Annotated in this window: 23 protein-coding genes and 2 pseudogenes; 16 read left to right on the top strand and 9 right to left on the bottom strand. The window is 68.6% G+C overall.

The window, feature by feature from the left end; all coding sequences use genetic code 11:
* Positions 1–769 precede the first annotated feature (769 nt).
* The 5 genes from OG787_RS08240 to OG787_RS08220 all read left to right on the top strand — a co-directional run bounded on the left by OG787_RS08240 (position 770) and on the right by OG787_RS08220 (position 6,684).
* A complete protein-coding gene (locus tag OG787_RS08240) occupies positions 770–1,912 on the top strand; it encodes a hypothetical protein (protein WP_405534723.1) in 1,143 nt (380 codons plus the stop codon).
* A 1,108-nt stretch (positions 1,913–3,020) separates the two neighbouring features.
* Entirely contained in the window at positions 3,021–4,457 is a 1,437-nt protein-coding gene (locus OG787_RS08235; protein ID WP_405534722.1) for a carboxylesterase family protein, read from the top strand.
* A 129-nt stretch (positions 4,458–4,586) separates the two neighbouring features.
* Positions 4,587–5,609 (top strand): alcohol dehydrogenase catalytic domain-containing protein, encoded by a 1,023-nt coding sequence (locus OG787_RS08230; RefSeq protein ID WP_405534721.1) that lies wholly within the window; start codon positions 4,587–4,589, stop codon positions 5,607–5,609.
* A 67-nt stretch (positions 5,610–5,676) separates the two neighbouring features.
* Entirely contained in the window at positions 5,677–6,108 is a 432-nt protein-coding gene (locus OG787_RS08225) for a YybH family protein (protein WP_405534720.1), read from the top strand.
* 171 nt (positions 6,109–6,279) lie between these two features.
* On the top strand, positions 6,280–6,684 hold the full coding sequence (locus tag OG787_RS08220) for a VOC family protein (RefSeq protein WP_405534719.1): 405 nt from the start codon (positions 6,280–6,282) through the stop codon (positions 6,682–6,684).
* A gap of 102 nt (positions 6,685–6,786) precedes the next feature.
* Here the strand turns inward: OG787_RS08220 and OG787_RS08215 are convergent, their stop codons facing one another.
* Positions 6,787–7,722 carry a helix-turn-helix domain-containing protein gene (locus OG787_RS08215; RefSeq protein WP_405534718.1) on the bottom strand — a complete coding sequence of 312 codons (936 nt, stop codon included), beginning with the start codon at positions 7,720–7,722 and terminating at the stop codon, positions 6,787–6,789.
* Between the two features lie 127 nt (positions 7,723–7,849).
* Here OG787_RS08215 and OG787_RS08210 point away from each other — a divergent pair, with 127 nt between their 5' ends.
* The 7 genes and pseudogenes from OG787_RS08210 (at position 7,850) to OG787_RS08180 (ending at position 11,656) form a co-directional block, all read left to right on the top strand.
* Positions 7,850–8,245, top strand: a complete 396-nt coding sequence (locus OG787_RS08210) for an MmcQ/YjbR family DNA-binding protein (protein ID WP_405534717.1) — start codon at positions 7,850–7,852, stop codon at positions 8,243–8,245.
* Positions 8,242–8,610, top strand: coding sequence for an MmcQ/YjbR family DNA-binding protein (locus OG787_RS08205; protein ID WP_405534716.1), 369 nt, complete (start codon positions 8,242–8,244; stop codon positions 8,608–8,610). Before OG787_RS08210 ends, OG787_RS08205 begins: the two co-directional genes overlap by 4 nt.
* Positions 8,611–8,710: 100 nt before the next feature.
* A complete protein-coding gene (locus tag OG787_RS08200) occupies positions 8,711–10,024 on the top strand; it encodes a replication-associated recombination protein A (protein ID WP_405534715.1) in 1,314 nt (437 codons plus the stop codon).
* A gap of 149 nt (positions 10,025–10,173) precedes the next feature.
* Positions 10,174–10,554 (top strand): annotated as a pseudogene (locus OG787_RS08195) (alpha/beta hydrolase); the annotation flags it as partial.
* Positions 10,555–10,648: 94 nt separating this feature from the next.
* Complete coding sequence (locus tag OG787_RS08190) at positions 10,649–10,855, top strand: alpha/beta hydrolase fold domain-containing protein (RefSeq protein WP_405534714.1); 207 nt, start codon at positions 10,649–10,651, stop codon at positions 10,853–10,855.
* Positions 10,780–10,986 (top strand): annotated as a pseudogene (locus OG787_RS08185) (NAD-dependent dehydratase); the annotation flags it as partial. The gene OG787_RS08190 and the pseudogene OG787_RS08185, both read left to right, overlap by 76 nt.
* Before the next feature lie 109 nt (positions 10,987–11,095).
* A complete protein-coding gene (locus OG787_RS08180; RefSeq protein WP_405534713.1) occupies positions 11,096–11,656 on the top strand; it encodes a TetR/AcrR family transcriptional regulator in 561 nt (186 codons plus the stop codon).
* Here the strand turns inward: OG787_RS08180 and OG787_RS08175 are convergent.
* Positions 11,616–12,077 (bottom strand): hypothetical protein, encoded by a 462-nt coding sequence (locus tag OG787_RS08175; RefSeq protein WP_405534712.1) that lies wholly within the window; start codon positions 12,075–12,077, stop codon positions 11,616–11,618. The genes OG787_RS08180 and OG787_RS08175 overlap by 41 nt on opposite strands.
* A 337-nt stretch (positions 12,078–12,414) precedes the next feature.
* Between OG787_RS08175 and OG787_RS08170 the strand changes: the two genes are divergently transcribed.
* The gene (locus OG787_RS08170; protein ID WP_405534711.1) at positions 12,415–12,597 is read left to right on the top strand and encodes a hypothetical protein; all 183 of its coding nucleotides are present in this window, start codon (positions 12,415–12,417) and stop codon (positions 12,595–12,597) included.
* 99 nt (positions 12,598–12,696) lie between these two features.
* On the opposite strand, the gene OG787_RS08165 is transcribed toward OG787_RS08170, so the two are convergent.
* Positions 12,697–12,861, bottom strand: coding sequence for a hypothetical protein (locus tag OG787_RS08165; protein WP_405540818.1), 165 nt, complete (start codon positions 12,859–12,861; stop codon positions 12,697–12,699).
* A gap of 272 nt (positions 12,862–13,133) precedes the next feature.
* On the opposite strand from OG787_RS08165, the gene OG787_RS08160 reads away from it, so the two are divergent.
* The 3 genes from OG787_RS08160 to OG787_RS08150 all read left to right on the top strand — a co-directional run bounded on the left by OG787_RS08160 (position 13,134) and on the right by OG787_RS08150 (position 15,743).
* A complete protein-coding gene (locus tag OG787_RS08160; protein WP_405534710.1) occupies positions 13,134–13,937 on the top strand; it encodes an SDR family oxidoreductase in 804 nt (267 codons plus the stop codon).
* A gap of 40 nt (positions 13,938–13,977) precedes the next feature.
* Positions 13,978–14,670 carry a TetR/AcrR family transcriptional regulator gene (locus OG787_RS08155; protein ID WP_405534709.1) on the top strand — a complete coding sequence of 231 codons (693 nt, stop codon included), beginning with the start codon at positions 13,978–13,980 and terminating at the stop codon, positions 14,668–14,670.
* A 368-nt stretch (positions 14,671–15,038) separates the two neighbouring features.
* The gene (locus tag OG787_RS08150; RefSeq protein ID WP_405534708.1) at positions 15,039–15,743 is read left to right on the top strand and encodes a hypothetical protein; all 705 of its coding nucleotides are present in this window, start codon (positions 15,039–15,041) and stop codon (positions 15,741–15,743) included.
* A gap of 39 nt (positions 15,744–15,782) precedes the next feature.
* Here the strand turns inward: OG787_RS08150 and OG787_RS08145 are convergent, their stop codons facing one another.
* The 6 genes from OG787_RS08145 to fxlM all read right to left on the bottom strand — a co-directional run bounded on the left by OG787_RS08145 (position 15,783) and on the right by fxlM (position 23,435).
* A complete protein-coding gene (locus tag OG787_RS08145) occupies positions 15,783–16,913 on the bottom strand; it encodes a hypothetical protein (RefSeq protein ID WP_405534707.1) in 1,131 nt (376 codons plus the stop codon).
* The gene (locus tag OG787_RS08140) at positions 16,897–17,727 is read right to left on the bottom strand and encodes a thiopeptide-type bacteriocin biosynthesis protein (RefSeq protein ID WP_405534706.1); all 831 of its coding nucleotides are present in this window, start codon (positions 17,725–17,727) and stop codon (positions 16,897–16,899) included. Before OG787_RS08140 ends, OG787_RS08145 begins: the two co-directional genes overlap by 17 nt.
* A gap of 20 nt (positions 17,728–17,747) precedes the next feature.
* Positions 17,748–18,995: a lanthionine synthetase C family protein gene (locus OG787_RS08135; protein WP_405534704.1), complete on the bottom strand. Its 1,248-nt coding sequence runs from the start codon at positions 18,993–18,995 to the stop codon at positions 17,748–17,750.
* Positions 18,992–21,895: a lantibiotic dehydratase gene (locus tag OG787_RS08130; protein WP_405534703.1), complete on the bottom strand. Its 2,904-nt coding sequence runs from the start codon at positions 21,893–21,895 to the stop codon at positions 18,992–18,994. Before OG787_RS08130 ends, OG787_RS08135 begins: the two co-directional genes overlap by 4 nt.
* Positions 21,896–21,979: 84 nt before the next feature.
* Positions 21,980–22,162, bottom strand: a complete 183-nt coding sequence (locus OG787_RS08125; RefSeq protein ID WP_405534702.1) for an FxLD family lanthipeptide — start codon at positions 22,160–22,162, stop codon at positions 21,980–21,982.
* 64 nt (positions 22,163–22,226) lie between these two features.
* On the bottom strand, positions 22,227–23,435 hold the full coding sequence (fxlM, locus tag OG787_RS08120; RefSeq protein ID WP_405534701.1) for a methyltransferase, FxLD system: 1,209 nt from the start codon (positions 23,433–23,435) through the stop codon (positions 22,227–22,229).
* Positions 23,436–23,846 lie beyond the last annotated feature (411 nt).

Here is a 23,846-nt window from a genome sequence, read left to right as displayed (position 1 = left end):
CGTGTCCGGAGAAGCCTGACGGCAGTTTCGAGACACGACCGGTGAGCCGCGCCCAACATGTAGAGCGGCTCGTCGGCCGGTGGAGGCAGAGGGTCGGCGAATGCCCGGCCCACGTCGACTCGGGATCCGATCAGCCAACTCCCGGAGCGTGTGCCCCCTATCTCGACCCACGAGTCGCGGGCACGCTTGACGAGCACCCCACAACCAGCCAGGCAGTCCAGCCGGCGCCAGTCCAAACTCCATGATCTCCACGCGGTCGCCATGGCTAAGGATGGCAGGGACCAAACGGCCTCGTCCCGGAATATTCCCGGTCGGGCACCGCCGGTTGCTGCCAAGTGCGCCATGGGGCAGAGACGCAGCGGCCGGGAACGTCATAGGGCGGTTGAGATTTGTCAGCACTATCGTGGTGGGTCTGTGGCGCCCTCTGGAGGTCTGGCGGCCAGCTGGGCAGAGACGCCGGGCGCACCATGGAGGAGAGCTGTCAGGGGGCATTGCAGGAGTGCCCTTTCGGTAGCTCCAGTGCTCTCTCCACTTCCATGCGAACCGGCGGGAAGCCTGGGCTCGCCTCTGCGGCGACCGTACGGAGAAGCTCCGATGGGCAGCCCCGAGCGCGGCTCTTCAGCGGTCATGGGAGCCCCCCAAGGGCGTCCTCGCGCTCAGCCCACCGTGACCCATGCCACTGACAGCGCAGGTCGCATGGGCCAAATCCCTTTTGTAGACGGGCCCATTCCCTCGCGCGGGACGGTTCCTTCCTGGCAGGCTCGGACACGTGACGTACGTAGTGACTGTGGACACCTGCATCCCGGAGGGAACTCCGGAGATGGACCCGCTTCAGCGCGCCGGCGCCGTGGCGCTCATCGAGGACGGATTCGGCTCTGTCCGGGCCGTCGAAGGGCCCGACGGTGTGGAAGTCGATCTTCTGGACACCATTGTGGCCGTCCATCCCGGCGGTGCCCTTTTGAAGGTCTTCGTGGATGCTCCCGCACTGGAGGTCGCCGAGGAATCGGTGCAGGCGCTTGTGGATGAACTGCTGGAGCGCTCGGAGCTGTTGGCCGACTGGACGATTGAGCGCTGCGAGGTCGAGCTGCACCAGGATCTGGCCAGGGAGAGCCTCGATGCAGCTGAAGGTCCGGATGCCCCGCCCGATGATCCTGCTGCCCGGAAGGCCCGGCACACCGACGGCCCAACAGCTGAAGGTACCGAAGGGGGCTACGACGCCGAGGCGAAAGTCGCGGCCGTGCGAAGCCGGATGCTGGGACTGGCGGACGAATTGCGCTCCTTCCCTCCGGTCATGTTCGGTGTGATCGACGGCGAAGACGACGAGAGGGAAAGCGGCGATGACGAGTTCGCTGTCCCGCCGGAAAGCGCCAGACTTGCCGCCGGCGCCTTGGTCTACGCGACCGACATCCTGGTGGACGAGCTGTTCGAAGACGTGCAGATCCTGACACAGGAGGAGGCAAGCGTCGCGGAATGCGAGGGTCCCTTGTGGCATTTGGAGCGCCTTCCGGACCGGTATGCCCTCCAGTACGACGCTCGCTTCGCCCGTCGCTTCCTGGTGACGGTGATCGCCATGACCACCCGCTTCACCGATGGGAGCTTCGAACGACTCAGTTGCGTCGCCGAGGAACTCGCCTTGAGATTCCTTCTGAGCCAGGCGACCATGGCCCTGGAGCTGTACGAGCTACTCGACGACGACGTGTCTTCCGCCCTCGACGCGCTCGCCGACAACGTCTATGAAGACATGGACCACGAGTGGCTCTACGACGACTCGATGGACGGGATCGACGAAGCCTCCGAGAGTGCCGCGCTCGGAGTCGCGCCCATGGCATTCAATTCGTGGTTCACCCCGTTCAACGAGGGCAGATACGTCCATCCGTCTGCGTCGGACGAACCCGAAGCGGCAGTGCAGTGAAGCTTTCCGTTGAGTAGAGGGCCTGGGGCGCTTGTCCTCCGTGCACTGCCACAAAGGACGGGTGCGGAACGCCACGGCCCAGACTGCACGTTGCCCACGACTGTTTGCACCCCGACGCTCCAGGCGGTCAGGCTGGCACGACCGTCGGAACCATCTCGGAGTTTCTGTGGCAAGCACGGCCAGATGCCGCTCGGCGTCCAGTGCGGCCACTCGCGGGGGCGGTGCTGGCTTGGAGGAACGTGTGGTACTCGCAGCTGACGCTCAGGGGGTGCTGCGTTTGTTGGAAGTATTGGTGGAGCGCCGCGAGCACCACCACCTTCCGGCAGCGCGATGGCTGGCTCATCGTGCTGCTGATGCCGGCTACGCAGGGATCTTGTTGCGGCTGGCGGTTCGCCGTACTTGGGCGGAGGGAACCGACAGCGAGTGGGTGAGGCTCAGGCGATACGGCCTGACCGCCGACGGAGACATCAGCCGACCCTGGTGAGTTCGCCGGGCTGGTGGATTGACGCTGTCGGACTTGCACTCTCAGCTTGGGAAGCGACGGCGCTTGGGGAGCCGGATAGCCTCTGACCTGGTCATACGTTTTCTTGCGTGGCGACCGGGAGGGCACGATCGCACCGTAGTTGACCGTGGTTTACCGGTCTTATGGGCACGCTATGGGCACGGAGTCGGCCTGGAGGCGCGGAAGGCTCCTCCTGGGGACTTGACGAACCACCGAGCTCTGGGAGCAGCGCTGGCCGGAAGGGCGCGGTTGCGGGAGCACACGGAGCGGGTCTCAGCGGCGGCCGAACCAGCCTTGGTCTGACGGATCGCTCGCTGTCCTCGGCGTCGACGGCTACGGGTCCGCCGACGCGCCTGCGGGATCACGGGGATCAGGCGCGTCCTCCTAGTCATCGAAGGTGACGTTCGGCTCGTCGCAGGTGAGCAGGGATCCGTCGGTCAGCTCGATCACCGAGGAGGAGCGGACAAGTGTCACCTGATGACCATCAGGTGACCGCCACCCACCGGGCGCTTTGTCGGATCCCGGGAAACGATGGGAGACGTCACCGCGAGCAACCAGCCGCCGCAGCACCGCGCGAATACCCGAACCGCGCTGGAAGGACACGTCATGACCGCGCCCGCGCCCAAGGCTCCGACTGCACCAGGGGTGCGGTCCTGGTGGGGAATCCCGTACGCCACCGCCGAGCGGTATCGCCGCCCCGTGGTCGCGGACTTCGATCCGGACCGCCCCTATGACCGCAAGGGCGTCGCCCCTGTCCAGCCCGATGCCGGTGACTGGCTCGAAGCGGACAGCGGGACGGGCGAGGACTGCCTGAACCTGAACGTGTGGGCCCCCGAGCAGCCGGCCGACAAGACGCTGCCGGTGGCCGTATACGTCCATGGCGGCGGATTCGAGTACGGCGCGAACACGCAGACCACCTCGAACGCCGCCGGTCTTGCCGCGACGGGGCGCGTGGTGGGCGTGTCCATCAACTACCGGCTCGGCGCCCTGGGTGCGCTCTCGCTCTCGCAGTACGGCGGGCGGCTCGCCGAGGCCAGCAACCTTTTCCTGCAGGACGTGATCGCCGCGCTGACCTGGGTCAAGCGGAACATCGCCCACTTCGGCGGCGATCCCGACCAGGTCACGGTCTACGGTCACAGTGCCGGTGCCTACTCCACCTTCGGTCTGCTCGGCGCCTCCTCCGCCGATGGCCTGTACCGGCGCCTGGCCGGGTTCTCCGGCGGGCCCGCTCGTAGCGTCCCGGCCTGGTGGGCCGAGGAGCTCGCGCACCTGTTCGTCACCGAACTCGGCGTGGCGGACAACCCGGAGAAGCTGCTCGACCTCGACGCGGTCTCCCTGAGGGACGTCCTGCGCAAGGTCGCTCCGACGGACCTCGGAGTCCGCGGCGGGGTGGACAACAAGGCCACCGGCGTCGTCCTGGACATCGGGCAGCCGGGTGCGGTGGTGCACGCCCATCCCATGGACGTCCTCGCCTCGGGCGCGCACCGCGATGTCGACGTGCTGCTGAGTATGGCGAGTGACGACATGGGTTGGTGGGTGGCGAACGACCTCGACCGCTTCGACCCGCACGCCCTCGACCGCGTCGTCGACGAGGTTGCGGGGTGGCGTATTTCCCGCTCCCGCGCAAAGAAGATCGTCGACGTCTACGACCAGGGCGGCCGTACCCCGGCCGAGGTCCGCGCCGCGGTTATGGCGGACTACCTTTTCGCGCTCCCGGCCGTCCGCGGTGCCCTGGCGCACGCCGCCGCGGGCGGCAATGCCCATCTGCTCATGATCGGGCCCGCCGAGGGCGCGCCGGCCGTGCACGGCACCGAGATGTACGCCCTGGTCGGTCAGGACAAGCCGGGCCGCAGCGCCGAGCAGGCCGAGCGGGACACGCGTATCCGCGACATCGTGCTCGACTTCGCCACCGGTGAGCAGTCCCGTCTGTGGCCCGCCGTCACGGACAAACCCATCTCGGGAAGCGTCGGCAACCCGCCCTTCGAGGCCACCGCCCACTACCAGGCGGCCCTCGACCTGTGGGAGGGCATCGACCGCCCCTGACGGTCACCGCGCGATCCCGAGATGCGCAACGGCGCAGGGTCACCACTGACTGATCACCCGGGCACCTGTGCCTGGAGCCCCGGCTCCGTTTTCACATTCCCGGGGGACGAACAGAACAAGGAGCTCGGCATGAGTCAATCGACAGCAACCGGCGGCGCCGCACAGGTGACGATGCGGGCCGTCGTCGTCACCCGGCCCGGCGGCCTCGACGCACTGGAGATCGAGGATGTGCCGGTGCCCGTCCGCAAGCCCGGCTGGGTGCGGATCAAGGTGAAGGCGTTCGGCGTCAACGAGTCCGAGGTCACCACCCGCAAGGGCGAGTCGGACGCGGTGGTCACCTACCCGCGCGTGCCCGGCATCGAGGGCGTCGGCGTGGTCGATGAGGCCGACGAGGACAGCGGGCTGCGGCCGGGACAGCAGGTGGCCACGATGATGGGCGGCATGGGCCGCTCGTACGACGGCGCGTACGCCCAGTACGTCACCGTCCCCGCCGTGCAGGTCATCCCGTTCGAGACCAGCCTGCCGTGGGACGTCGTCGGTGCGCTGCCGGAGATGTTCCAGACCGCCTACGGATCCCTGACCCGCGGCCTGGACCTCAAAGCCGGGCAGACGCTGCTGATCCGCGGCGGCACCTCCACGGTCGGGCTGAGCGCGGCCACCATCGCGAAGGACCTCGGCGCCACCGTCATCTCCACCACCCGCAGCCCCGGCCGGGCCGGGGAACTGCGGGCCGCCGGCGTCGACCATCCCCTCGTCGACAACGGCACCCTCGCCGACCAGGTGCGCGAGCTAATCCCGGATGGCGTCGACGCCGCCCTGGAACTGGTCGGCTGCTCGGTCCTCCCCGACACCCTGCGCACCGTCCGCCGGCACGGCACCGTCTGCTTCACCGGAGCCCTGGCAGGCCAGTGGTCCATCCCGGACTTCACCCCGTTCATGATCCCCTTCGGGGTACGCCTGACCTCCTACGGCGGTCAGGCCAGCGACCTGCCGGCCGACGTCTTCGCCCACCAGCTCCAGGCCATCGCCGCCGGACGCCTCAACGTCCCGGTCGCGAAGGTCTACCACGGCCTGGAACAAGTCCGAGACGCCCAGGCCGACCTCGAATCCGGCACCACGCCGGGCAAGCACGTCGTCGTCCTGGACGACTGAAAGAAACACATCCCCTGGTTCGCCGACAGGCACCGGCGGGGGCATGCACAAAGAAAGGGAGGACGCCGTGGGCGTCAACAAGGAAGAAGTCAGCAAGACCATCATCGAGCTGGAGAAGTCGTACAACGAACGCTTCAGCGTCGGCGACCCGGGCGGCTACCTGGACGGCTTCGCGGACGAGGTGAGCTACTTCGACCCGATCCTCGAGAACATCGTCGTCGGCAAGGACAAGACCGTCGCGTGGCTGTCGTCCCTCTACTCCAACCCGCACATCGTGCGCAGCGAGTACCTCAACCCGACGGTCCACGTCGGCGACAGCGGCGACTTCGCCGTCCTGGCTTACAACCTGAAGACCTATGTGCTCGACGAGGACGGCAACGAGAAGCAGCGGCGCGCCTGGAACGCCACGCACGGCTACCGGCTCGTCGACGGCCAGTGGCTCATCGTGCACTCCAACTGGGCGTTCTCCCAGACCGTGACCGAAAGGATCGCCTCCTGACCGCCGCGCAGCCTGTGGGCCCCAGCCTGACCGGGTTTCCTCCGGCATGGCGAAAGGGGCCCCGCCTGTGCCGCCGGCATCCGGCCAGTGGTCGTCCCAGCCGCACCGATCAGCTCCGAGACACGCCCCGCGACACCAGCGCATCGAATGACCGAACGTCAGGATCCCATGATGACCGACACCGCAACCGACGCCTACAGCTCCTTCACCGTGACCGACCTGGAATCGACCCGCACCTTCTACCACGACGTACTCGGGCTGCAGGTCGAAGACCGGGACGCAATGCTCACCATCCGCCTCCCCGGCGGTGCGAGCACCGTCGCGTACGCCTCCCGCAACCACCAACCGGCACGATTCACCATCCTCAACATCGTCGTCCCTGACCTCCCCACTACTGTCGCGGACCTCACCCGACGCGGCGTGGATTTCGAGCACTATGAGGGAGTGCAGATCGACTCAGACGGGATCTACCGCGCCAACGGCCCCTGGTTCGCCTGGTTCACCGACCCCTCCGGCAACGTTCTTGCCGTCTGCGAACGCGACCTCCGCACGGCCGGCGCGAGGCGTACCGGATGATCGACGGCGAGTGGCACGTCGGGCACTCCCACTGGGCGTTCACGCAGACCGCGAAGGCAGCCGTCTCCTCCTGACGGGCAAGGCGCCTCCGCCGCGTTTGCGTCACGCCCCGGTCCTCGCCTCGCGGGCAGCGAAGGCGGCCGGGGTGAGACCGGTGCGGTCGCGGAAGAAGCGGCCGAAGTTCGCGGGGTCGCTGAAGCCGAGGTGGGCGGCCACCGTCCGGGCGTCCCACCGGGCACCTCCCAGCAGACGCCGGGCTTCGAGGAGGCGGCGTTCGTCGATGAGTTCACGTACTCCCTTGCCGGTGGCGTCCCGGGCGGCGCGGCTCAGGGTGCGGACCGAACAGCCGAGCAGCTCGGCGTAGTCCGCGGCTTGGTGCAGCTCCCGGAAGTGCAGTTCCAGGGCGTCCAGGAAGCGTCCGTACCTGTCGGTGCGGCCCGTGCCGGCCGTGGCCGTGCCGGTGGGGGTGATGCCCGGGGCATTGGTCAGGCGCAGCAGCAGCGATTCGAGCAGGCTGCGACGCAGGGCGTGGTGGATGTCGAGGGGGCGCCGCCCGAGTGCGCGGTGTTCGTCCAGGAGTTGGAGCGCTGTCTGCTGGAGCCAGGCGGCGTCGTCGGCTTGCGGGCTCAGCACGGCAGGGGCGTCGTGCGCGGTGAGCGGGGCCAGCAGACGGGCGATGTCGGGCCGCAGTACATCCGGTTCGAACAGGACGAACGGGCCGCGGGCGGAGCCGGGCGGATGCCAGCACAGCGTGTGTCCGGGACGCACCCAGAGCCACTGGCCGGGGGTGATGGTCCGCGTGACGTGGTCGACGTCGTGCCGCAGCTCGCCCTCGGTGACGGCGATGAGGTAGTGGAAGGTGGCGCGGACCGGACGGGGCGGGTTCCACGGCCAGTCGTCGTGCTGGGCGAAGAAGTCCTCGACGGTGTTCACTTCCAGGCCGTAGGGAGTACCGACCGGGGGCTGGAAACCGTACAGCGGAACCGCAGCCGGTTCAGCCCGTCCGCTTGGGCTGGGGTGTCGCTTGCCGACCATCATGTGTCCGCAGTCTACGGCGCCTTATGTCGGTTTCGGGGAGAGAGTGGGAGGTGCCGCCACGACCGCGCGGCGCGCCACTCGCGTCATGGGGTGCCCAGCCCGCGCTCCCCCGATGAAGGAAACGTTCATGAACGAAACGACCCTGCACAAGACCGCCGCCGCCTGCGCCGAGGAGCTTCCCGGAGCCCAGCTGGAGCATCCCTTCGGTGACGACTGGGAGGTCTACAAGGTACGAGGCAAGGTGTTCATGCTGATGACCGAGGTCCCCGGGCGTCCCGTCGTGATCCTCAAGACGGACCCCGGCGAGGCCCACTCCCTGCGGCAGCAGTACAGCCACATCACCCCCGGCTACCACATGAACAAGAAGCACTGGATCACCCTGGAGAGCGGAGAAGGCATCGACGAGGAGCTCGTCAGGGAGCTCGTCACCGACTCCTACCGGCTCGTCGTCGCCCACCTGCCCAAGGCCGAGCAGCCCGTCGACCCGCACACCTACGGCACCGGCACGCGGGCGGCCCGGTGAGCGCGGCCGGTGACCGGCTCCAGGACACCGCCCGCCAGGCGGCCCTCGCCCTCCCCGACGTCAGCCACGGCTACCCCTTCACCCCCGGCCTCGACGTGTACAAGGTCGCAGGCAAGGTGTTCCTGATCGTCACCGACGACCCGGACGACCAGATCATCACGGTCAAGTGCGAACCCGAACACGCCCGCGCTCACGCACACGGCTACGCCTCGATCACACCGGGCCGCTACCTCGACAAACGCCACTGGATCTCACTCGGGCCCGGACCCGGCATCACCGAGCGGCTGGTCACCGACGCGGTCCAGGACTCCTACGACCTGGTCGCCGAGCGGCTGCCGCGAAGCGACCGCCCCGGCGCCCGATGAACGCCGCGAGCTTCCCCACGATCGGCTGAGCCGGCGCCTGTCAGTGCCCCGTGCACGGCTGGCCACGTCCGCACACGTCCGCCTGCGACCCGAGAGACCGATGGAACCGACCGAAGCGACCCTGCCGCTCTTCGACGAGGAGCCTGCCCGGCCCCTCGCCGACCGTCTGCGCCCCACCCGGCTGGAAGATGTCGTCGGGCAGGACCACCTCCTTGCCCCGGACGCCCCGCTGGGCCGCATGGTCGCCCAGCAGCGCCTCGGCTCCGCCATCCTGTGGGGCCCGCCCGGCGTCGGGAAGACCACCATCGCCCGGCTCCTCGCGGACGCCGGCAACCTGGCCTTCGAACCAGTGTCCGCCACCTTCTCCGGCGTGGCCGACCTGCGGAAGGTGTTCGCCGCCGCACGCAGCCGGCGCGGCATCGGCCAGGGCACCCTGCTGTTCGTCGACGAGATCCACCGCTTCAACCGTGCCCAGCAGGACAGCTTCCTGCCCTACGTCGAGGACGGCACCGTCACCCTGATCGGCGCCACCACGGAGAACCCGAGCTTCGAACTCAACGGCGCCCTCCTCTCCCGCACCCAGGTCCTCGTCCTCAAGCGCCTCGACGAAGCCGCACTGTCCACGCTCCTCGACCGCGCCGAGCAGCTCACCGGCCACCATCTGCCCCTGGACGACGACGCCCGCCGCGCCCTCATCGCCATGGCGGACGGCGACGGCCGCTACCTCCTCAACATGGCCGAACAGCTCCAGGCCCTCCCCGACACCGAAACCACCCTGGACACCGCCGGGCTCGCCCATCACATCCAGCAGCGGGCCCCGCTGTACGACAAGGCGCAGGAGGGCCACTACAACCTGATCTCCGCGCTCCACAAGTCGATGCGCGGCTCCGACCCGGACGCGGCCCTGTACTGGCTCGCCCGCATGCTCGACGGCGGCGAGGACCCGCTGTTCGTCGCCCGCCGCCTGGTCCGCTTCGGATGCGAGGACATCGGCATGGCCGACCCGCACGCCGTCCAGCAGGCCCTCGCCGCCTGGGACGTGTACGAACGACTCGGCTCCCCCGAGGGCGAGTTGGCGATCGCCCAGGCCGTCGTCTACCTCGCCACCGCCCCCAAGTCCATCGCCGTCTACCGCGGCTTCAACGCCGCACACCGAGCAGCCCGGCACACCGGCTCACTCATGCCACCCGCCCACATCCTCAACGCCCCGACCCGGCTGATGAAAGACCTCGGCTACGGCAAGGACTACCAGTACGACCCGGACACAGCCGACGGCTTCTCCGGTGACGACTACTTCCCCGATGACATGGATCGCGAGACGTACTACGAGCCCACCCGCAACGGCTACGAAGCCCAGATCACCGAGCGCCTGCGCCACTGGGCCGCCCTGCGTGCCCGCCGGCAACGCGGCTGACCGGCCGACGCCCGCGAGGAATCATCACGGCCGGAGGAGTGAAGACAGCGCGCCCGAGTTGCCCGTGACGTGCACTCACCCGAGCCTGCGCCGCATCCGAGGACGAGGTTCACCTACTCCCCGTCGTTTTTCCCCGAAGGAGAGAACAGATGGCAGACCAGACAGCAGCAGACTCTTTCGGTGCCGTGACCATCCGGCCCCCGTTGGACCCGGAGCTCGCGCCCGTCGAGGAGGCGCGGGGAGCTGTTTTTCCGGCCCTGTCGGACGAGACCCTGCCAGAGATCCGACGGCAGATCGCCGCGGGTTCCCCTGGGCTGGAGTCGGAGGCTCTGACCGCAGGCGGCAGAGTGCGGATGGAGGAGCGCCAGGTACCGGGGCCGGAAGGCGCGCCGGACCTCACTGTGCTGATTCTCAGCCCCGTCGAGGACCGAGGTCCCAAGGGAGGCATCCTCAGCCTCCACGGTGGCGGGATGATCATGGGGGGACGCCGGGACCACGTGAGTCATCTCCTCCCCCATGCGATCGAGGGGAATGCGGTCGTCGTGTCGGTCGAGTACCGACTGGCGCCGGAGCACCCCGATCCCGCCCGCGCCGGTCGAGGACTGCTATGCGGGGCTGGTGTGGATGGCGAAGAACGCGGACGAGCTCGGCATCGACCCCGAGCGGCTCCTGATCGCCGGAGTCAGTGGCGGCGGCGGCCTCGCGGCGGGGACCGCGCTACTCGCCCGCGACCGCGCCTTTCCCTCGCTTAGGTCGTGGGCCTTCACCGCCATGCCGGGCAGGCGTACACCCTGGAATCCGACGGAACAAAGCCGGTTCTCGGCGACTTGACGTCGCTCAGCGCCGACATTCCAGCTGCCCGTCTGGAAGGTGCCGACGCAGTCGTCGTCACCGCGGGCGCGAGCGGAGCCGGCCCGCGACAGGCGGACGCCGTCGACGGGCAGGGCGTGGAAATCGCGGCAACCGCCGCAGCGAAGGCAGGAGTTGGCTGCTTCCTCCTCGTTTCTGCCTTCCCGTGCGCGGCCCACGACACGTGTCCCTTTGTGGTGGGTGGAACATCAGGAGAAGCCTATGAGTGCGCCAGCACGCCGTCGGGATGCGGCGCAGAACCGGACCCGCATCCTGGAGGCCGCCCGCGCAGCCGTTGCCGAGTCCCACGACGTCCCCCTCAACGAGATCGCCAAGCGCGCCGGTGTGGGACAGGGAACGCTCTACCGGAACTTCCCCAACCGCGAGGCGCTTCTCGCCGAGGTTTATCGGCGCGATGTCGAAGAACTGGTGGCCGCCGCCTCCGCACTGCTGGCGGAACACGAGCCCGTCGAAGCCTTGCGTCACTGGCTCGACCGACTGATCGACTACGCCGAGATCAAGCACGGCGTCCTGGCAGCCCTTGAGACGGCGGCGTGGCAGGACCTTCTCGCCCACAGCCGCAATCCCATCGAGGGCGCCCTCGGTCACCTGCTGGACGCCGAGAAAGCGGCCGGCTCCATCCGTACGGACGTGGACACCCACGGGGTCCTCCTCCTCGTCGCATACCTCGGCCGACTGGACCAGGATGAGTGGGGATCAAGGGCACGGCCTCTGATGAACGTCATCCTCGACGGTCTTGCCCGACAAGACGCGGACCGGTGAGGGCAGAGAACTGGCCAGAACCTTCTGGCGGTTCACCAAGCGGAAATAGCCCGGCGGGCATCCGTGGCCTGGAAAGGGGCCTGTGCCGGGTTTCCGTCACGCGTCGGTCTTCGCTGCGCGGGTGGCGAAGGCGGCCGGGGTGAGGCCGGTGCGGTCGCGGAAGAAGCGCGGGCCGCAGCACGTCCGGTTCGAACAGGATGAACGGGCCGCGGGCGGAGCCGGGCGGATGCCAGCACAGTGTGTGTCCGGGACGCACCCAGAGCCACTGGCCGGGGGTGATGGTCCGCGTGACGTGGTCGACGTCGTGCCGCAGCTCGCCCTCGGTGACGGCGATGAGGTAGTGGAAGGTGGCGCGGACCGGACGGGGCGGGTTCCACGGCCAGTCGTCGTGCTGGGCGAAGAACTCCTCGACGGTACTCACCTCCAGGCCGTAGGGAGTACCGACCGGGGGCTGGAAACCGTACAGCGGAACCGCAGCCGGTCCAGCCTGCCCCCTCGGCCCGGAGTGTCACTTGTCGACCATCACGTGTCCGCAGCCTACCGCCCTTCCCGTCGGCTTCGACGCAAGGATGGGACGTGCCACCGCAGTGAGGGCGGCAAGGACGACGGAACGTGCTCGGTGGTGACCTGGGACTTCACCTGAGCGATCTACTGAGTTCTCACAGAAAAACTTGAAACTTCACATTGATCCAGGTGGCAATCCCACAAGAATGATCTATCGCACCCCCCACTCGCTATGCGAAGGAATCAGCGCAGTCATGCAACGACTCGTAACCAAGGCCCTGACCACGGCCGTGGCCACCGCAACCCTCATCGCCACAGCCGTCGGCATCGCCTCCGCCGACAACGGCCAGAACAAGCTCACCCCACAGGCATCGTCAAACGCCCACACCCTCTCCGCGTGCTGGCCGGGCCAGGAATGCTGGGGGGAGTGGGCCTGACCATGGACTACGGCAGCGGCACACTCGGCTTGTCCGACCGCTCCAGCTAATACGACGGCGAGGGGGCGGACGGTGCACAGCGTCCCCTCGCCGCAGGGCTCAGTGGTTGCGCGGGAAGCCCAGGTCCACGCCCGTCGGCGCCTCGGAGTCGGGCCAGCGGGTCGCGCTGCCGTCATCTCCACCACGCGTCACACCGAACGTGCCGACGAACTGCGGGCGCTGGGCGTCGACCACCCGATCGTGGACGACGGGGAGACCGCCCATAAGGTCCGGGCTCTCGCGTCGAAGGGGGGTGTCCGCAGCCTATGGGACCCTTCTGCCTGTTTCAGAGAAAGGATCAACTGTGTGCCGCCGCGACCGCGCGGCGCGCCCTCCGCGTCCTTCGATGCAGTAACTCGTCACCAGCGTTCCGGCAGCGTACGCACACGCGTCACCTCATCGCTTGGCGTCTCCATGATCAGTAGGTCTCGCCGCCGATCCCCCCCGATGGTAAGTGGATCGACTTGCCTTGTGGATGACGCGGGGGCTACCTTCACATGGTGAGTCCATCGACTTACCTCACGACTCGGCAAGGAACAATGAACATGAATCGTCTTGCGGGCAAGCGCGCCCTCATCACCGGCGGCACGAGTGGGATCGGTCTGGAGACCGCGCAGCGTTTTATCGCGGAGGGGGCCGACGTGCTGGTCACGGGGGTCACCCCGGCCAGCATCGACAAGGCGCGGCAGATCCTCGGGGACAAGGTGCCGGTGGTGCAGGCCGATGCGCGCGATCTCGATGCGCAGCGCGGCCTGGCGGAGCGGGTGCGTGAGCATTTCGGGGAGCTGGACGTGGCGTTCCTGAACGCCGGCGTCTCGGACTGGCGGCCGTTCGAGGATCACACGGAGGACAGTTTCGACCGGCTCTTCGACATCAACGTCAAGAGTGTCTTCTTTCTTACACAGGCCCTGGTGCCCGTGCTGTCCAACTCGTCCTCGGTCATCCTCAACGCGTCCAACAGCGCGCACGGCGGCTACGGGCAGTCGAACGCCTACGCCGCGACGAAGGCGGCTGTCGGTTCCCTGATGCGGTCGTGGAACGCGGACCTGCTCAGGTCGCACGGCATCCGGTTCAACGCGATCAGCCCAGGCCCGGTGAACACCCCGCTGTACTCGAAGCTCGGGATCGAGGATCCTGCCCAGCAGGCGGCGGTTCTGGAGGCGATCAGCTCCGGCATCCCTCTGGAACGCATGGGTATGCCCGGGGAGGTCGCGGAAGCCGTCGTGTACCTGGCCTCCGATGCCTCCGCCTTCACTGTGGGCCAGGACCTTATCCTGGACGGTGGCCAGACCGTTCTCTGACAGCGAGGATGCGGCTGGGAGACGGGCGAGGGGCGTGGGTATGTCGGTGGCGGACCGTGACCAAACGGAAACCGGTGGCGATACGTGCCAGGCCGGATATCACGCGCAGATCAAAGCGGAGAACCGCGCGCGCATCATCCGCGCCGCCCGCGACCTCTTCCTCGCCCGGGGATACGACAAGACCTCCCTGGCCCAGATCGCCCGGGAGGCGCGCGTCTCCACCGGCACCCTCTTCAAGCGGTACCCCTCCAAGGCTGCGCTGTTCGCGGCCGTCACCTCCGAACAGTGGCAGCTGGACGTGCAGTACGCCGAAGCGCCCCCGCCCGGTGATCCCCGGTACGGTCTGGACCACATCGGCCGCGACTACGCCTGCCTGGTCTCGCGGCCCGGCACGGCGGCGCTGTGCCGCCTCATCATCACCGAACTTCCCCAGATGCCGGAACTCGCCGACATCGTCGGCACCGGCTTCGCCATCGACCGCGGCCCCTTCTTCGACCGGCTCCGCGACTACCTGGACGCCGAAGCGCAGGCCGGCACACTCGACTTCCGTTCGGCCGACGGACAGACCCAGCCGGCATCCGCAGTGGCCGAACAGTTCCTCGGCATGATCTGCGGCCAGCTCCTGTGGCCCCAGCTCGTACGCACCGACTTCGTCCCGCCCGACCCCACCGACACCACGATCGTGGACGAAGCCGTCGCCCTCATGCTCACCCGCTATCGCACCGGATCCTGAACCCCGGACCGTCAGTTCGCGCTGCAAGGACCCCGGTGATCAGGGAGCAGTCGGGGCACTGGCGACCGAGGAACCCCTCGTCGTCGAGAGGGGTGCTGACCTGCATCTTCAGGAAATCCCCTTGGCGGCCGAGGAGTTCGGCGCCTTTGGCCATTCCGAAGCGGCTGTGGTTGCGCATGAATCGAGCGTGCAGAAGGGTACTGGCAATCGCCGGTGACCTGCAGAAAGGCGCGCATCGGCCGCTGTCCGGGCCGCAGGTGGGTGGGGCGAGCACGTAGCTGAGGCGGATATATCGACGCCCACCTCGGCGGCGGCCCCACTCCTGTAGTTTGGCGTGCTTCGCCCGTTGAACGCTAGGAGGCTCCCCGGTGCCCACATTTGACACGGACGACGTGACCATCGGGTCAATCGCGATCCCCGAGACCAGGTTCATGATCGGGGATCACTTTCCGGAGCTTCGGAAGCGGACCGTTTGCGAGGGGTGGGGGTTCGACATAGAACTGCTGGCCGTCCTTGACATCCTTGAGGCGGTGAGCGCTGGGCTGGTGTCGGCCGACGACGCGCGCAAGGGACTTCTCGAAGCAGTGAACCGCATGTATGGGCCCAACGGTTGTTTTGACTACGAATCGGCTGAGGACCGGCAGGCTTGGTGCGAGCGAGACGGAGGATGCGAAGCCTGTCGTCGTCACCAGAGCGACTTCGAGCGCCTCGTTGCGGATGCCGAAGGATTCTGGCGCAGATATCAGCAGCCGGAGAAGTACCCCTTCACCGCAGGGAAGAAGGGGCTGCATGAAACCGGCTGCTCTGTAGTAAAGCGTGCGATGCCGAAGCAGTTCTCTCGTCCAGTTGGAAGCCAGTTCAGCCAAGCACTACGGGAGTACGCGCACGCAGCCAACCCGTTCATGGACACCGGTAACTACGAGGATTTTGACGGCTGTTGGAACAGGGCGGCAACATATCCAACCTTTCGCCCCATGACAGTTGCTGAAGCGAGGGCCTGGACCGCCCAGAACACGGGCCCCAAGGGCGGAAGAAACTACAAGCCGTGCCGGGTCTGTGCTCCTGCACTGTGACGCTTTCTTTCCTCGTCATGTTCCCGAATGCCTGCGTGTTCACCTCATCCAGTCCGCTGGTAGCCTTTCCGGATGGGCGAGGCTTTGCCGAATGACTCCGTTACTTGTGCATAGGGCGACGTCGAGTTGGTTGCTCAACTCCTCGGGAAACCTTCCGGTTTCGAGTGCGCAGGCATCAACGAGCGTACGGAGGTCCTGGGCTTCCCGGTCGGTGGCGACGGCTGTGAACAGTGGGTGCCTCAAGGCTTCTCGGGCGGCGTAGCCGCTACTCGTGTTCATCGCCCGGCGGTGCAGCTTCGCGACCAGCACGCGCGCGGCCGGGTCTTCGGACGATTCGACCACGTCCAGTACCGCAAGTCCGAGTCTGGTGTCGAAGACGGCCAGGTCGCGCTGATCGAGGCGTTCAAGATAGGTGGTCGCCAGATCTTGCACGGAGCGTCGCCACGGGCGCCCCGACATGCGGCGGCACAGGACAGCCAGGCAGTCGGTGACGACCCTCTCCCATGCTTCTCCTGGCGCTGTAGTGGCTAGGAGGTTCTCGGCGGTGAGGTGGTTTCCGGTGGCGAGGGCGGCAAGGACAGCGACTTGGCGGCCGTCGAGCATGCGGTGTCCGACGCCGTGGTGTGTCTCGACATGGGTTTGAGCTTCGGTCCAGCGGCCGGCAGCGGTCAGGGCGCGTGTGCCGTCGGCAAGGATGACGCTCCACAGCCAGGAGCGGACCTCGTGGCGGTCGGCGGCGTTCGCGACGAGGTCCGCGGGCAACGCGATGTCTTCGATCTGCACGGCGCTGCCGGTCGTCACGGCGTCGAGCAGCGACAGGAGGTACTGGCGGCCAGTCTCGGACTGCCCGGCGCGGAGTTGAAGGCGCGCGAGGTTGACCACGGGTTCGAGGGCGTGGATCGCTGTCCTTGCGGTCAAGGGGGTCGCGTACAGGTAGGCGGCTGCGTGCTGGTGGCACATCTCGCGGGCGGTGTCCGGGACGCCGACGTCGGAGGCGATCAGGGCGGCCTGGTTGTAGACCGTGGAGGCCACGCTCGCGTCGCCCGTCTTCGCTGCGGTGTCGGCGAGTTCGGCCAGCCCGTTCACGCGTTGAGGAAGAGGGAGACAGGCCGGACGGGGGCGCGCGACGAGCGGGAAGTGCTGGGCCAGAGCGTCAGGAAGTCTCCACATGCTCCGCAGCGCTCCTTTCGGTGGTGGGGTCCGGGCCGAAGATGACGGTCCTCGCGGCGGACGCGAGGGCAGCCTGCATCGCGTACGTCAGGCCGATCCGGTTCCAGGCGAACAGCACGTGATGGGCCAGGACGTCACGCAGACCACGGTGAAGCAGCCCGGAGTCTGCGAGGTGGACCAGCTCACTTCCGGCGACGCGGTAGGCGTCGGCCCATTCGGCGGCGTGGGCCAGCGGTCCACCCGCGCGCATCATGTCCTCGCCGTTCACGGAGACCAACCGACGTACGGCGGAGAGCAGGCGCCCGCTGTCGCCCCGTTCGGCACCCGCAGGCCGCGCTCGGTGGGCGCTGACTCTCGCCCAGACGTCGCCCTGCTCGTACCAGTCCAGCCTCGCGGAGCGCAGCATGAGGCTGCACAGCATGAGCGAGGTCTCGCGTCGGTGTATGCCGGCGTTGTTCCGGAGAGAGTCGATGACGCTGCGGCTGTCGCGGTGGAAGAGGCGGTGCGCGGACGCCATGGCTTCCGTACCGCCGAAGGCATGGGCCTCGGGCTCGTAGATGATCTCCGTCCACGCTGTGATGGTTCCCTCGGCGATCAGCGCGTCGCGGCCCCGGCCGATGTGGTCGTGCGCCCCCGGGGTGGGGAGGTAACGCAGGCGCCAGCAGGGGCGTTTGCGGATGATGAACCACGCGGTGAGGGTTCCTTCGTCTTCTGCGGCGCGTAGGAGTGGGGCGAGTCGGGCCACGGCGGCTGTCTCGGCGCGCTCCCAGTCCGGGAACGCGACGTTGGTCTGGCACCAGGTGGGTGACTTCATGAGGCGGGTCTCCGGGGTGTTCATGCCAGGGCGAGGAAGGCGTCCCAGTGGGGTGGGGGTGCGCTGCCGGTGCCGAGGGTGTGAAGGACGAGGGCTGCTCCGGCGGTTCCGTCGAGGAGTTCGGGGTTCTCGGTTTCGTCCTGGTCGAGCGCGGTGGTCAGACGGTCGGTCAGGCGCGGTAGCTCCGCGGTGATCTCGGCGTTGCCTGTCTCGGTGGCCATCCGCCAGGCGGCGTGCAGGAGTCCGGCCATGCCGTGGCACAGCCCGGTCTCGGGGAGCTTGTCCAGTTGCAGAGGGTCACGCAGGGTCGCGAGGAGCGCGTTCTCGGCAACCTGCACGCGTACCGGGTCTCGGAGGGCGAGTCCGGCCAGCTGCTGGGCGCGGGCGGTTCCGCTGACCCCGTAGCACCAGGAGGGGCGGGGGCGAAGGGCGGAGTGGACGTGGTTGTCGGTTGCCTGCCGCATCGAGAGGTAGCCCGGCCACCAAGGGGCCGTCTGGTCGCCTTGACGCCATTGGTCGGTCCAGGCGCAGATCCGTTCGACCGCGTCGACCGCGCCGGGTACGTCCACCCCGCGCAGCAGGGAGAGGGACAGGATGGACAGGGCGGAGCCGATTCCGTGGGCGAGCCCGAAGTTGCCGTGCCCGCCGGGGTAGTCGGCGTGCTGGGCGCCGGTGGGCGAGACGTTCATCCACCACGCCGGCAGCCCTGACCGATTGGGCAGGGGCTCGGTCAGCCGCACCAGGTAGGCCAGGACGTCCCGGGTGATCTCGTGGTGGGGATGGCGGCTCAGGTGGTGGGCGCCCAGCCCTGACAGGCCCTGGATCAGGTCGAATTCCTCCATGGGAGGCCGCTCGGCGCGGTCGATGCGTTGGTGGGCCTCGCGCAGGCGGTTCCGGGTGACGGTGAGAGTCGCCGCGTCCAGCCGCTCCAGGATGCGCAGGTATCGGCTCGACGCAGTGGCTGCGCGGTGCGTGATGAACGCGAGGGCGGGAGCACCGAAGTAGAGGTTCGCGTTGGCCGCCGCGCTCACTTCGCCGTGCACGGCTGCGGTCAGCCAGGTGTGCGCAGTGTCCCAGTTGGCGCGGCCGGTCCGGGCGCGCTCGATGTGCAGCAGGGCGATCCCCGAGGCTCCTCCGGCGAGTGACTGCGGCCAGGCGCGCACGCCTTCGGGCCGCCCGCCGGACCATGCAGTGCTGGGGTCGGCCAGTGCGAGAGCCAGCCGGTCGGCGGTCGACAATGCGGCTCGAACGGGGGCTGTGGTGGTCACGATGTCCTCCTCGCCCGTGCCCTCCGGCTCAGGGCGGCAGCTCGGGCCAGGTGCAGGTGGGCGCGTTCCTCGGACAGTCCTGGTCCGTGCATTCGGACGTGGTGGAGGTGCAGCAGGTCCGGGAGCAGGTCGTGGGCGTCCGTGGCCGTGCCCTTGAGCGCGTGGTCGTACGCGGCCAGTGCCGCGCGTCGTGAGGACCAGGCGGTGGTGATGCGTTCGTCCAGACCGGAAGGGTCCGCGTTCACCAGGTCGACTGCTTGGCGGTAGACGTCGCGGGGCGGAGCCGTCTGGTCGGTGCGCGTGTGCTCGGTGATCCAGCGCATCGCCGTGTCGTCGTTGCCGAGCAGGCCGGTGACGATGTCCACCATGCTCGCGGCGGTTATCGCCCGGGCGTCCGGTGCGTTCTTCCGGGCCTGGGCGGTGAGTTGGGCCAGGACGGCGTCGGAGTCGGCGGCGAAATACTGCTCGGCCGAGTCCATCACTGAGGGCCCGCCGAATCGCGCGGTCTCCGGGTGGTAGGTCTCCATGCCGGCATGGGTGATCAGGCCGCTCTGTTGGAGCTGCCGGGTCCACTTGCCGATCTGTTCGACGGTGGTGCCGAGTGTGCCGGGTGAGCAGGCCAGGCGGAGGCGGAGGTGGTCGTCGGGGTCTCGGTATCGGACGAACCACCATTGAGGGTCGCCGAGTTCGTTCAGCAGGGTGGGCAGGTGCCGGGTCAGGAGAGGGTTCTGCCGGTCGCGGTGTCCGTGGAGTTGGAGGTAGACGCGGTTGTCGCAGCCGGGCAGGTGGCCGTGCTCGCGGCCGACGACGTGGGCCCCGGGCCGGACGGGGGTCACGTTCTGTTCTGTGGCCAAGGGGATGACTACTTCGTGGGCGCGACCGCCTGTCCAGCCCAGATCCCGTGGAGCGGGTGCGGGGCGCAGAGTCACCGCGCCCGGGCGGTCCAAGTGGGTGCGCAGCAGGGCCCGGTGCGAGGGCTCCGTCAGGTCCAGGGCCATGCACTGGTCGGCTTCGCTCAGGTATACGAGGTCGGGCAGGCGCATGTCGTGGCGCCATCGGGTCAGGGCCTCGTCCCATTGCGGCCACGGTGCTGACGCGGCGGGGAGGTCGTCCTTTACGAGGAGCCAGCGGGCCGGGGACAGGACGGTGCGTCCGTATCGCAACGCGGGGAGGAACGGCAGGCTGGAGGCAGCGGTGCCCCACATGAACCCGGTGCAGGGGACGGCGAGCGCGACGGGTGCCTCGGCCAGGAAGCGGGTCAGCGGATGGGAGTGGTGGCCCAGGTCTACGGCGTTCAGCAGCAGCGTGTGCACCGGGCGCCTGCGGGAGAGCGAGACCAGGTGCAGCCGTTCGGCGTCGGCGGTCACCGCCAGGTCCGAAAGGGGCACGAGGCTGGTGTCCGAGCCGTGATGGTCGCCGAGTGAGATCACCAGCTCGGTCGCCTGCGGGGCACGCGCGACGTTCTCGGCGCGTACGGACAGGGGAGTAGAGCTGATCTGTGCGACGAGCGCGCCCTGGTGTACGCCCGGGAGGCTGGCGTACGCCTTGGTCATGCGGCGTCGGTCCTCGTCGTCCAGGATGCCCAGGAAGCGGCCTGTGGTCGTTCCGGCCGAGCGCGCCACTCCGACGACGTGGAGCGTGAACTCGCCCTGCTCCAGTGCCGGAACGCTGGCCGCGTCGATGCGGACGGTCACCTCTGTGCTCGGCTGGACGGGGTGGCCGGGAGCAGTGGTGGCCAGTTTCTCGATTGCGGCATCGTCGAGTTCGACCTCAAGGCGGTGCCGCATTCCGGCGGTGTGGGCGAGTTTGATGAGTTGGCTGTCGCGGTCGGGCAGCGGAGAGGGTGTCGGGGCGGAGGTGGACCCGAGGTAGCCGGGTGGGTATCCGAGCGCCTCAACGGCGTCCATGACTGGGACGGTCGCCCTTGGCCCGTACCGTTCAAGGAACCGGCTGTGCCATTCGGTCCATCCGGTCAGCGCCGCACGGGGCGCGAGACGGATGAGCGTCTGGGCCGCAGCCGCTGCCTCCAGGGCCACGGTCTCCGGGAGGACCAGGTCCCAGTCCACTCGCAGGTCGAGCGATGACTTGGGGGCCTCCCGCAGTTCCACTGTCTCGGTCGGCGGGAGATGCCGTGTGTGGTTGAGGAGAACGGCGAGCGGGTCGGTGGCCGTCATCGCCGGGCGGAGGCTGCTGATCAGGAATCGTTGGCTGATGAGGCCGGCGAGCAGCTTTTCGATCGTGGCGAGCGGCGCGGTCGGGAAACCGGCGGAGAGCTTCGCGGTGAGATCGTTCCAGAGGATCGGAGTCCGCGCGCTGGCCAGGGCTTCGCGGACCGGTCCGGTCACGCGTATCCGCACGTGTTCGGGGGCCGCGTCGCGTGTCCCGCTGGGGCGGTGCTCGATCACCACGTACCCGTCACGCTCGACGGCGAGGCTGGAGGCGAGCAGCATCAGACGGGGCCGCAGCCCGGGGTGCTCCTCGAAGCGGCCGACGAAGGCCGTGGTCCAGGTCGCGTCGGGTCTGGCGGCTGCCTGGTGCCCGGTTCCCATGCACAGCGCCGGGGCGGCTCCGATACGCGCTGCCGCGACCCCGGCGAACAGACCGAACGGGGTGGCGCGTGTACGGGCCCGCAACAGGTAGCGCAGTACGGAGAGCACAGTGCGGCGTACCGCGGGTTCCGGCAGCGGCCGGCCCGCACAGACCTGGTCCACTCGACTCGCGAGGTCCGGGCTCGCGGCTGTGACGGCGGTCGCGAAGACGGCGCTCTGCCAGGTCTGTTGCAGCCACTCCCGCCACGATGCCGAATTGGCGGTCGGGCCGGTCAGCGCGGGCCAGACCTCTGGACGGTCGAAGCTCAGCGCAGCCGCCCGTATCACCGCGGCGTCAATGTAGTGATACACACACCCCTCCTGTGGCCGCGGTGCCTGGCCACGCCCAGAGGAGCAGGCGTGGCCAGGCACCGCGATGGACGCGGTCAGGTGCGGCTACGGGCAGCTCGTGCACGCGGACGCGCACGTCGAGCCGCAGCCGTCGTTCGTCAGACGGATGAGCTGGTCCGCCGCGGGGCCGCCCTCGACGATCGTGATGTCCAGGTCGAAGTCGCCCTGTCCGGGCTCCTCCTGCTCGGCGATCGGCTGAACAAGCGGGCGCTCCAGCTGAACGGTCATGCCTGCCTCCTTGGCAGAGAGTGATGGTGCGAGGTACCGAGGCCCGGGAGCGGGCCCCGGGGTCTTAGTGCCAGGTCACCGCGACGACGCCGTGCCGCTTCTGCACGGCGCCCCGGGGCAGAGGGGACGGAGCGGGACCCGGCAGGTAGCGGATCTCGGCCGCTCCCCGGCGGCGGTGCTTCTGGGCCCAGCGCCGGAGCAGCTCCACGTACTGGTCCGCGAGAGCTTCGGCCTGCGGGCCGTGAGCGACCACGCCGCTCTCGAAGCCCTCGGTGTCCCCGTCCTCGCGACGGGTGCGGTACGCGATGCTGTCCTCGCTGACCAGCGCCGGCACGCCGAGCAGGGCCGATGCCTCCACGAGCCCGCTCTCGACGACGTCCATGGACGCGTGCAGTCGGGCCGCGTTCGGCAGGTTCAGCGTGAGGTACAGCTCCAGCTCGTCGGGCAGGTCGTAGGCCGCCCCCGACCAGCGCACCAGCCTGGGCGTGTCCAGGGCGTGATTCAGCGCCTCCGGGGCGAGGCGTACTCGAGCGTCGTCGGTCTGCACGGCGACCCCGTCCCGCAGCAGTGCCTTCCGTTCTTCCTTGGCGGCGCCTTCGCCCTGCATGGGAACGAAGCGCGCCAGACGGTAGGAGCGGCTCAGTAGACCCTCGCCTTCGCGGTCGAACGCGATGGAGCGGGTGGTACCGCGCACGGTCAGAGGGACGACGAGCCGGCCGTTCCCCGTGAGCCCGTTGATCCACGAGGCGGGGATGTCCCACGCAGCCACGGTGACGATGATCCGGTCGTACGGCGCGCCGTCGGGGACACCGCTCTCGCCGTCGGCGAGGACCGTCTTCACCTGGCCGTACCCGGCATCGTCCAGGCACTGACGGGCGCGGTCGATGACGTCACGGTCGATGTCGACGGTGGTGACCACTCCGTCGCCGCCCACGAGTTCCTGGATGAGCGCGGCGTTGTAGCCGCCGGAGCCGATCTCCAGGACCTTCGTGCCGGGCTTGATGTCGGCCTGCTCTAGCATCACGCCCTGGAGGTGCGCGGCGGACATGACGCTGATGTCCAGGCCGTGTTCGTCCTTCTTGACTGGCACGGTGCGGTGAAGGTCGTAGGCGAGTTCCAGAGGCGCTTCGGGCGCGAACCGGTGTCGGGGCACGGTGGCGAAGGCGGCGGCGACGGGCTCGGACGTGATCGCGTCCTGGTCACGGAGTGCGCGGACCATGCTCGCGCGCAGCGTGTCGGGGTCGCGCACAGTCGAGTCATCGATGGCAGTCATTCGGTCACCTAACTTCTTTTGAGGGGCGTGCTCGCAGTGATTCCGCTCGGGCTTAGCGGCTGGCAAGGAGCTAGCCAGGGAGCTGGCTCTGGCTCTGAAGGACGATTACGCGCCGCCGTAAATGGGGTCCTTGGACGCTCACCAGTCCCTCGTTTCGTCGGCTGGCGCGATCGGCCCGCCAGCAGGCACAGGGCTACATGCAGTTGGTGCCTGCCGGGCGGGAGTCTGCGCGAGGCGAGGCGCTCGGCCCTACGTCCGTCCTCGGCGCAGTGATCCCGTCCCTGTCGTGACCTGTCCTTCTGAGGCCGGGGAACCTCCAGTTCGAACGGCAGGGACGGGAGTTGAAGGCCCGCCCACGGCACGGCCGCCCTGCTACGCGACCTGGGCGGGCGGTCTGTCGAGTGGTGCGCT

Origin of the sequence: Streptomyces sp. NBC_00075 (genome assembly GCF_045041225.1) — a bacterium.
In the GTDB taxonomy this organism is placed as follows: domain Bacteria; phylum Actinomycetota; class Actinomycetes; order Streptomycetales; family Streptomycetaceae; genus Streptomyces; species Streptomyces adonidis.
The sequence above is the reverse complement of the archived record's forward strand: the minus strand, read 5'-3'. Positions and strand labels throughout refer to the sequence as shown.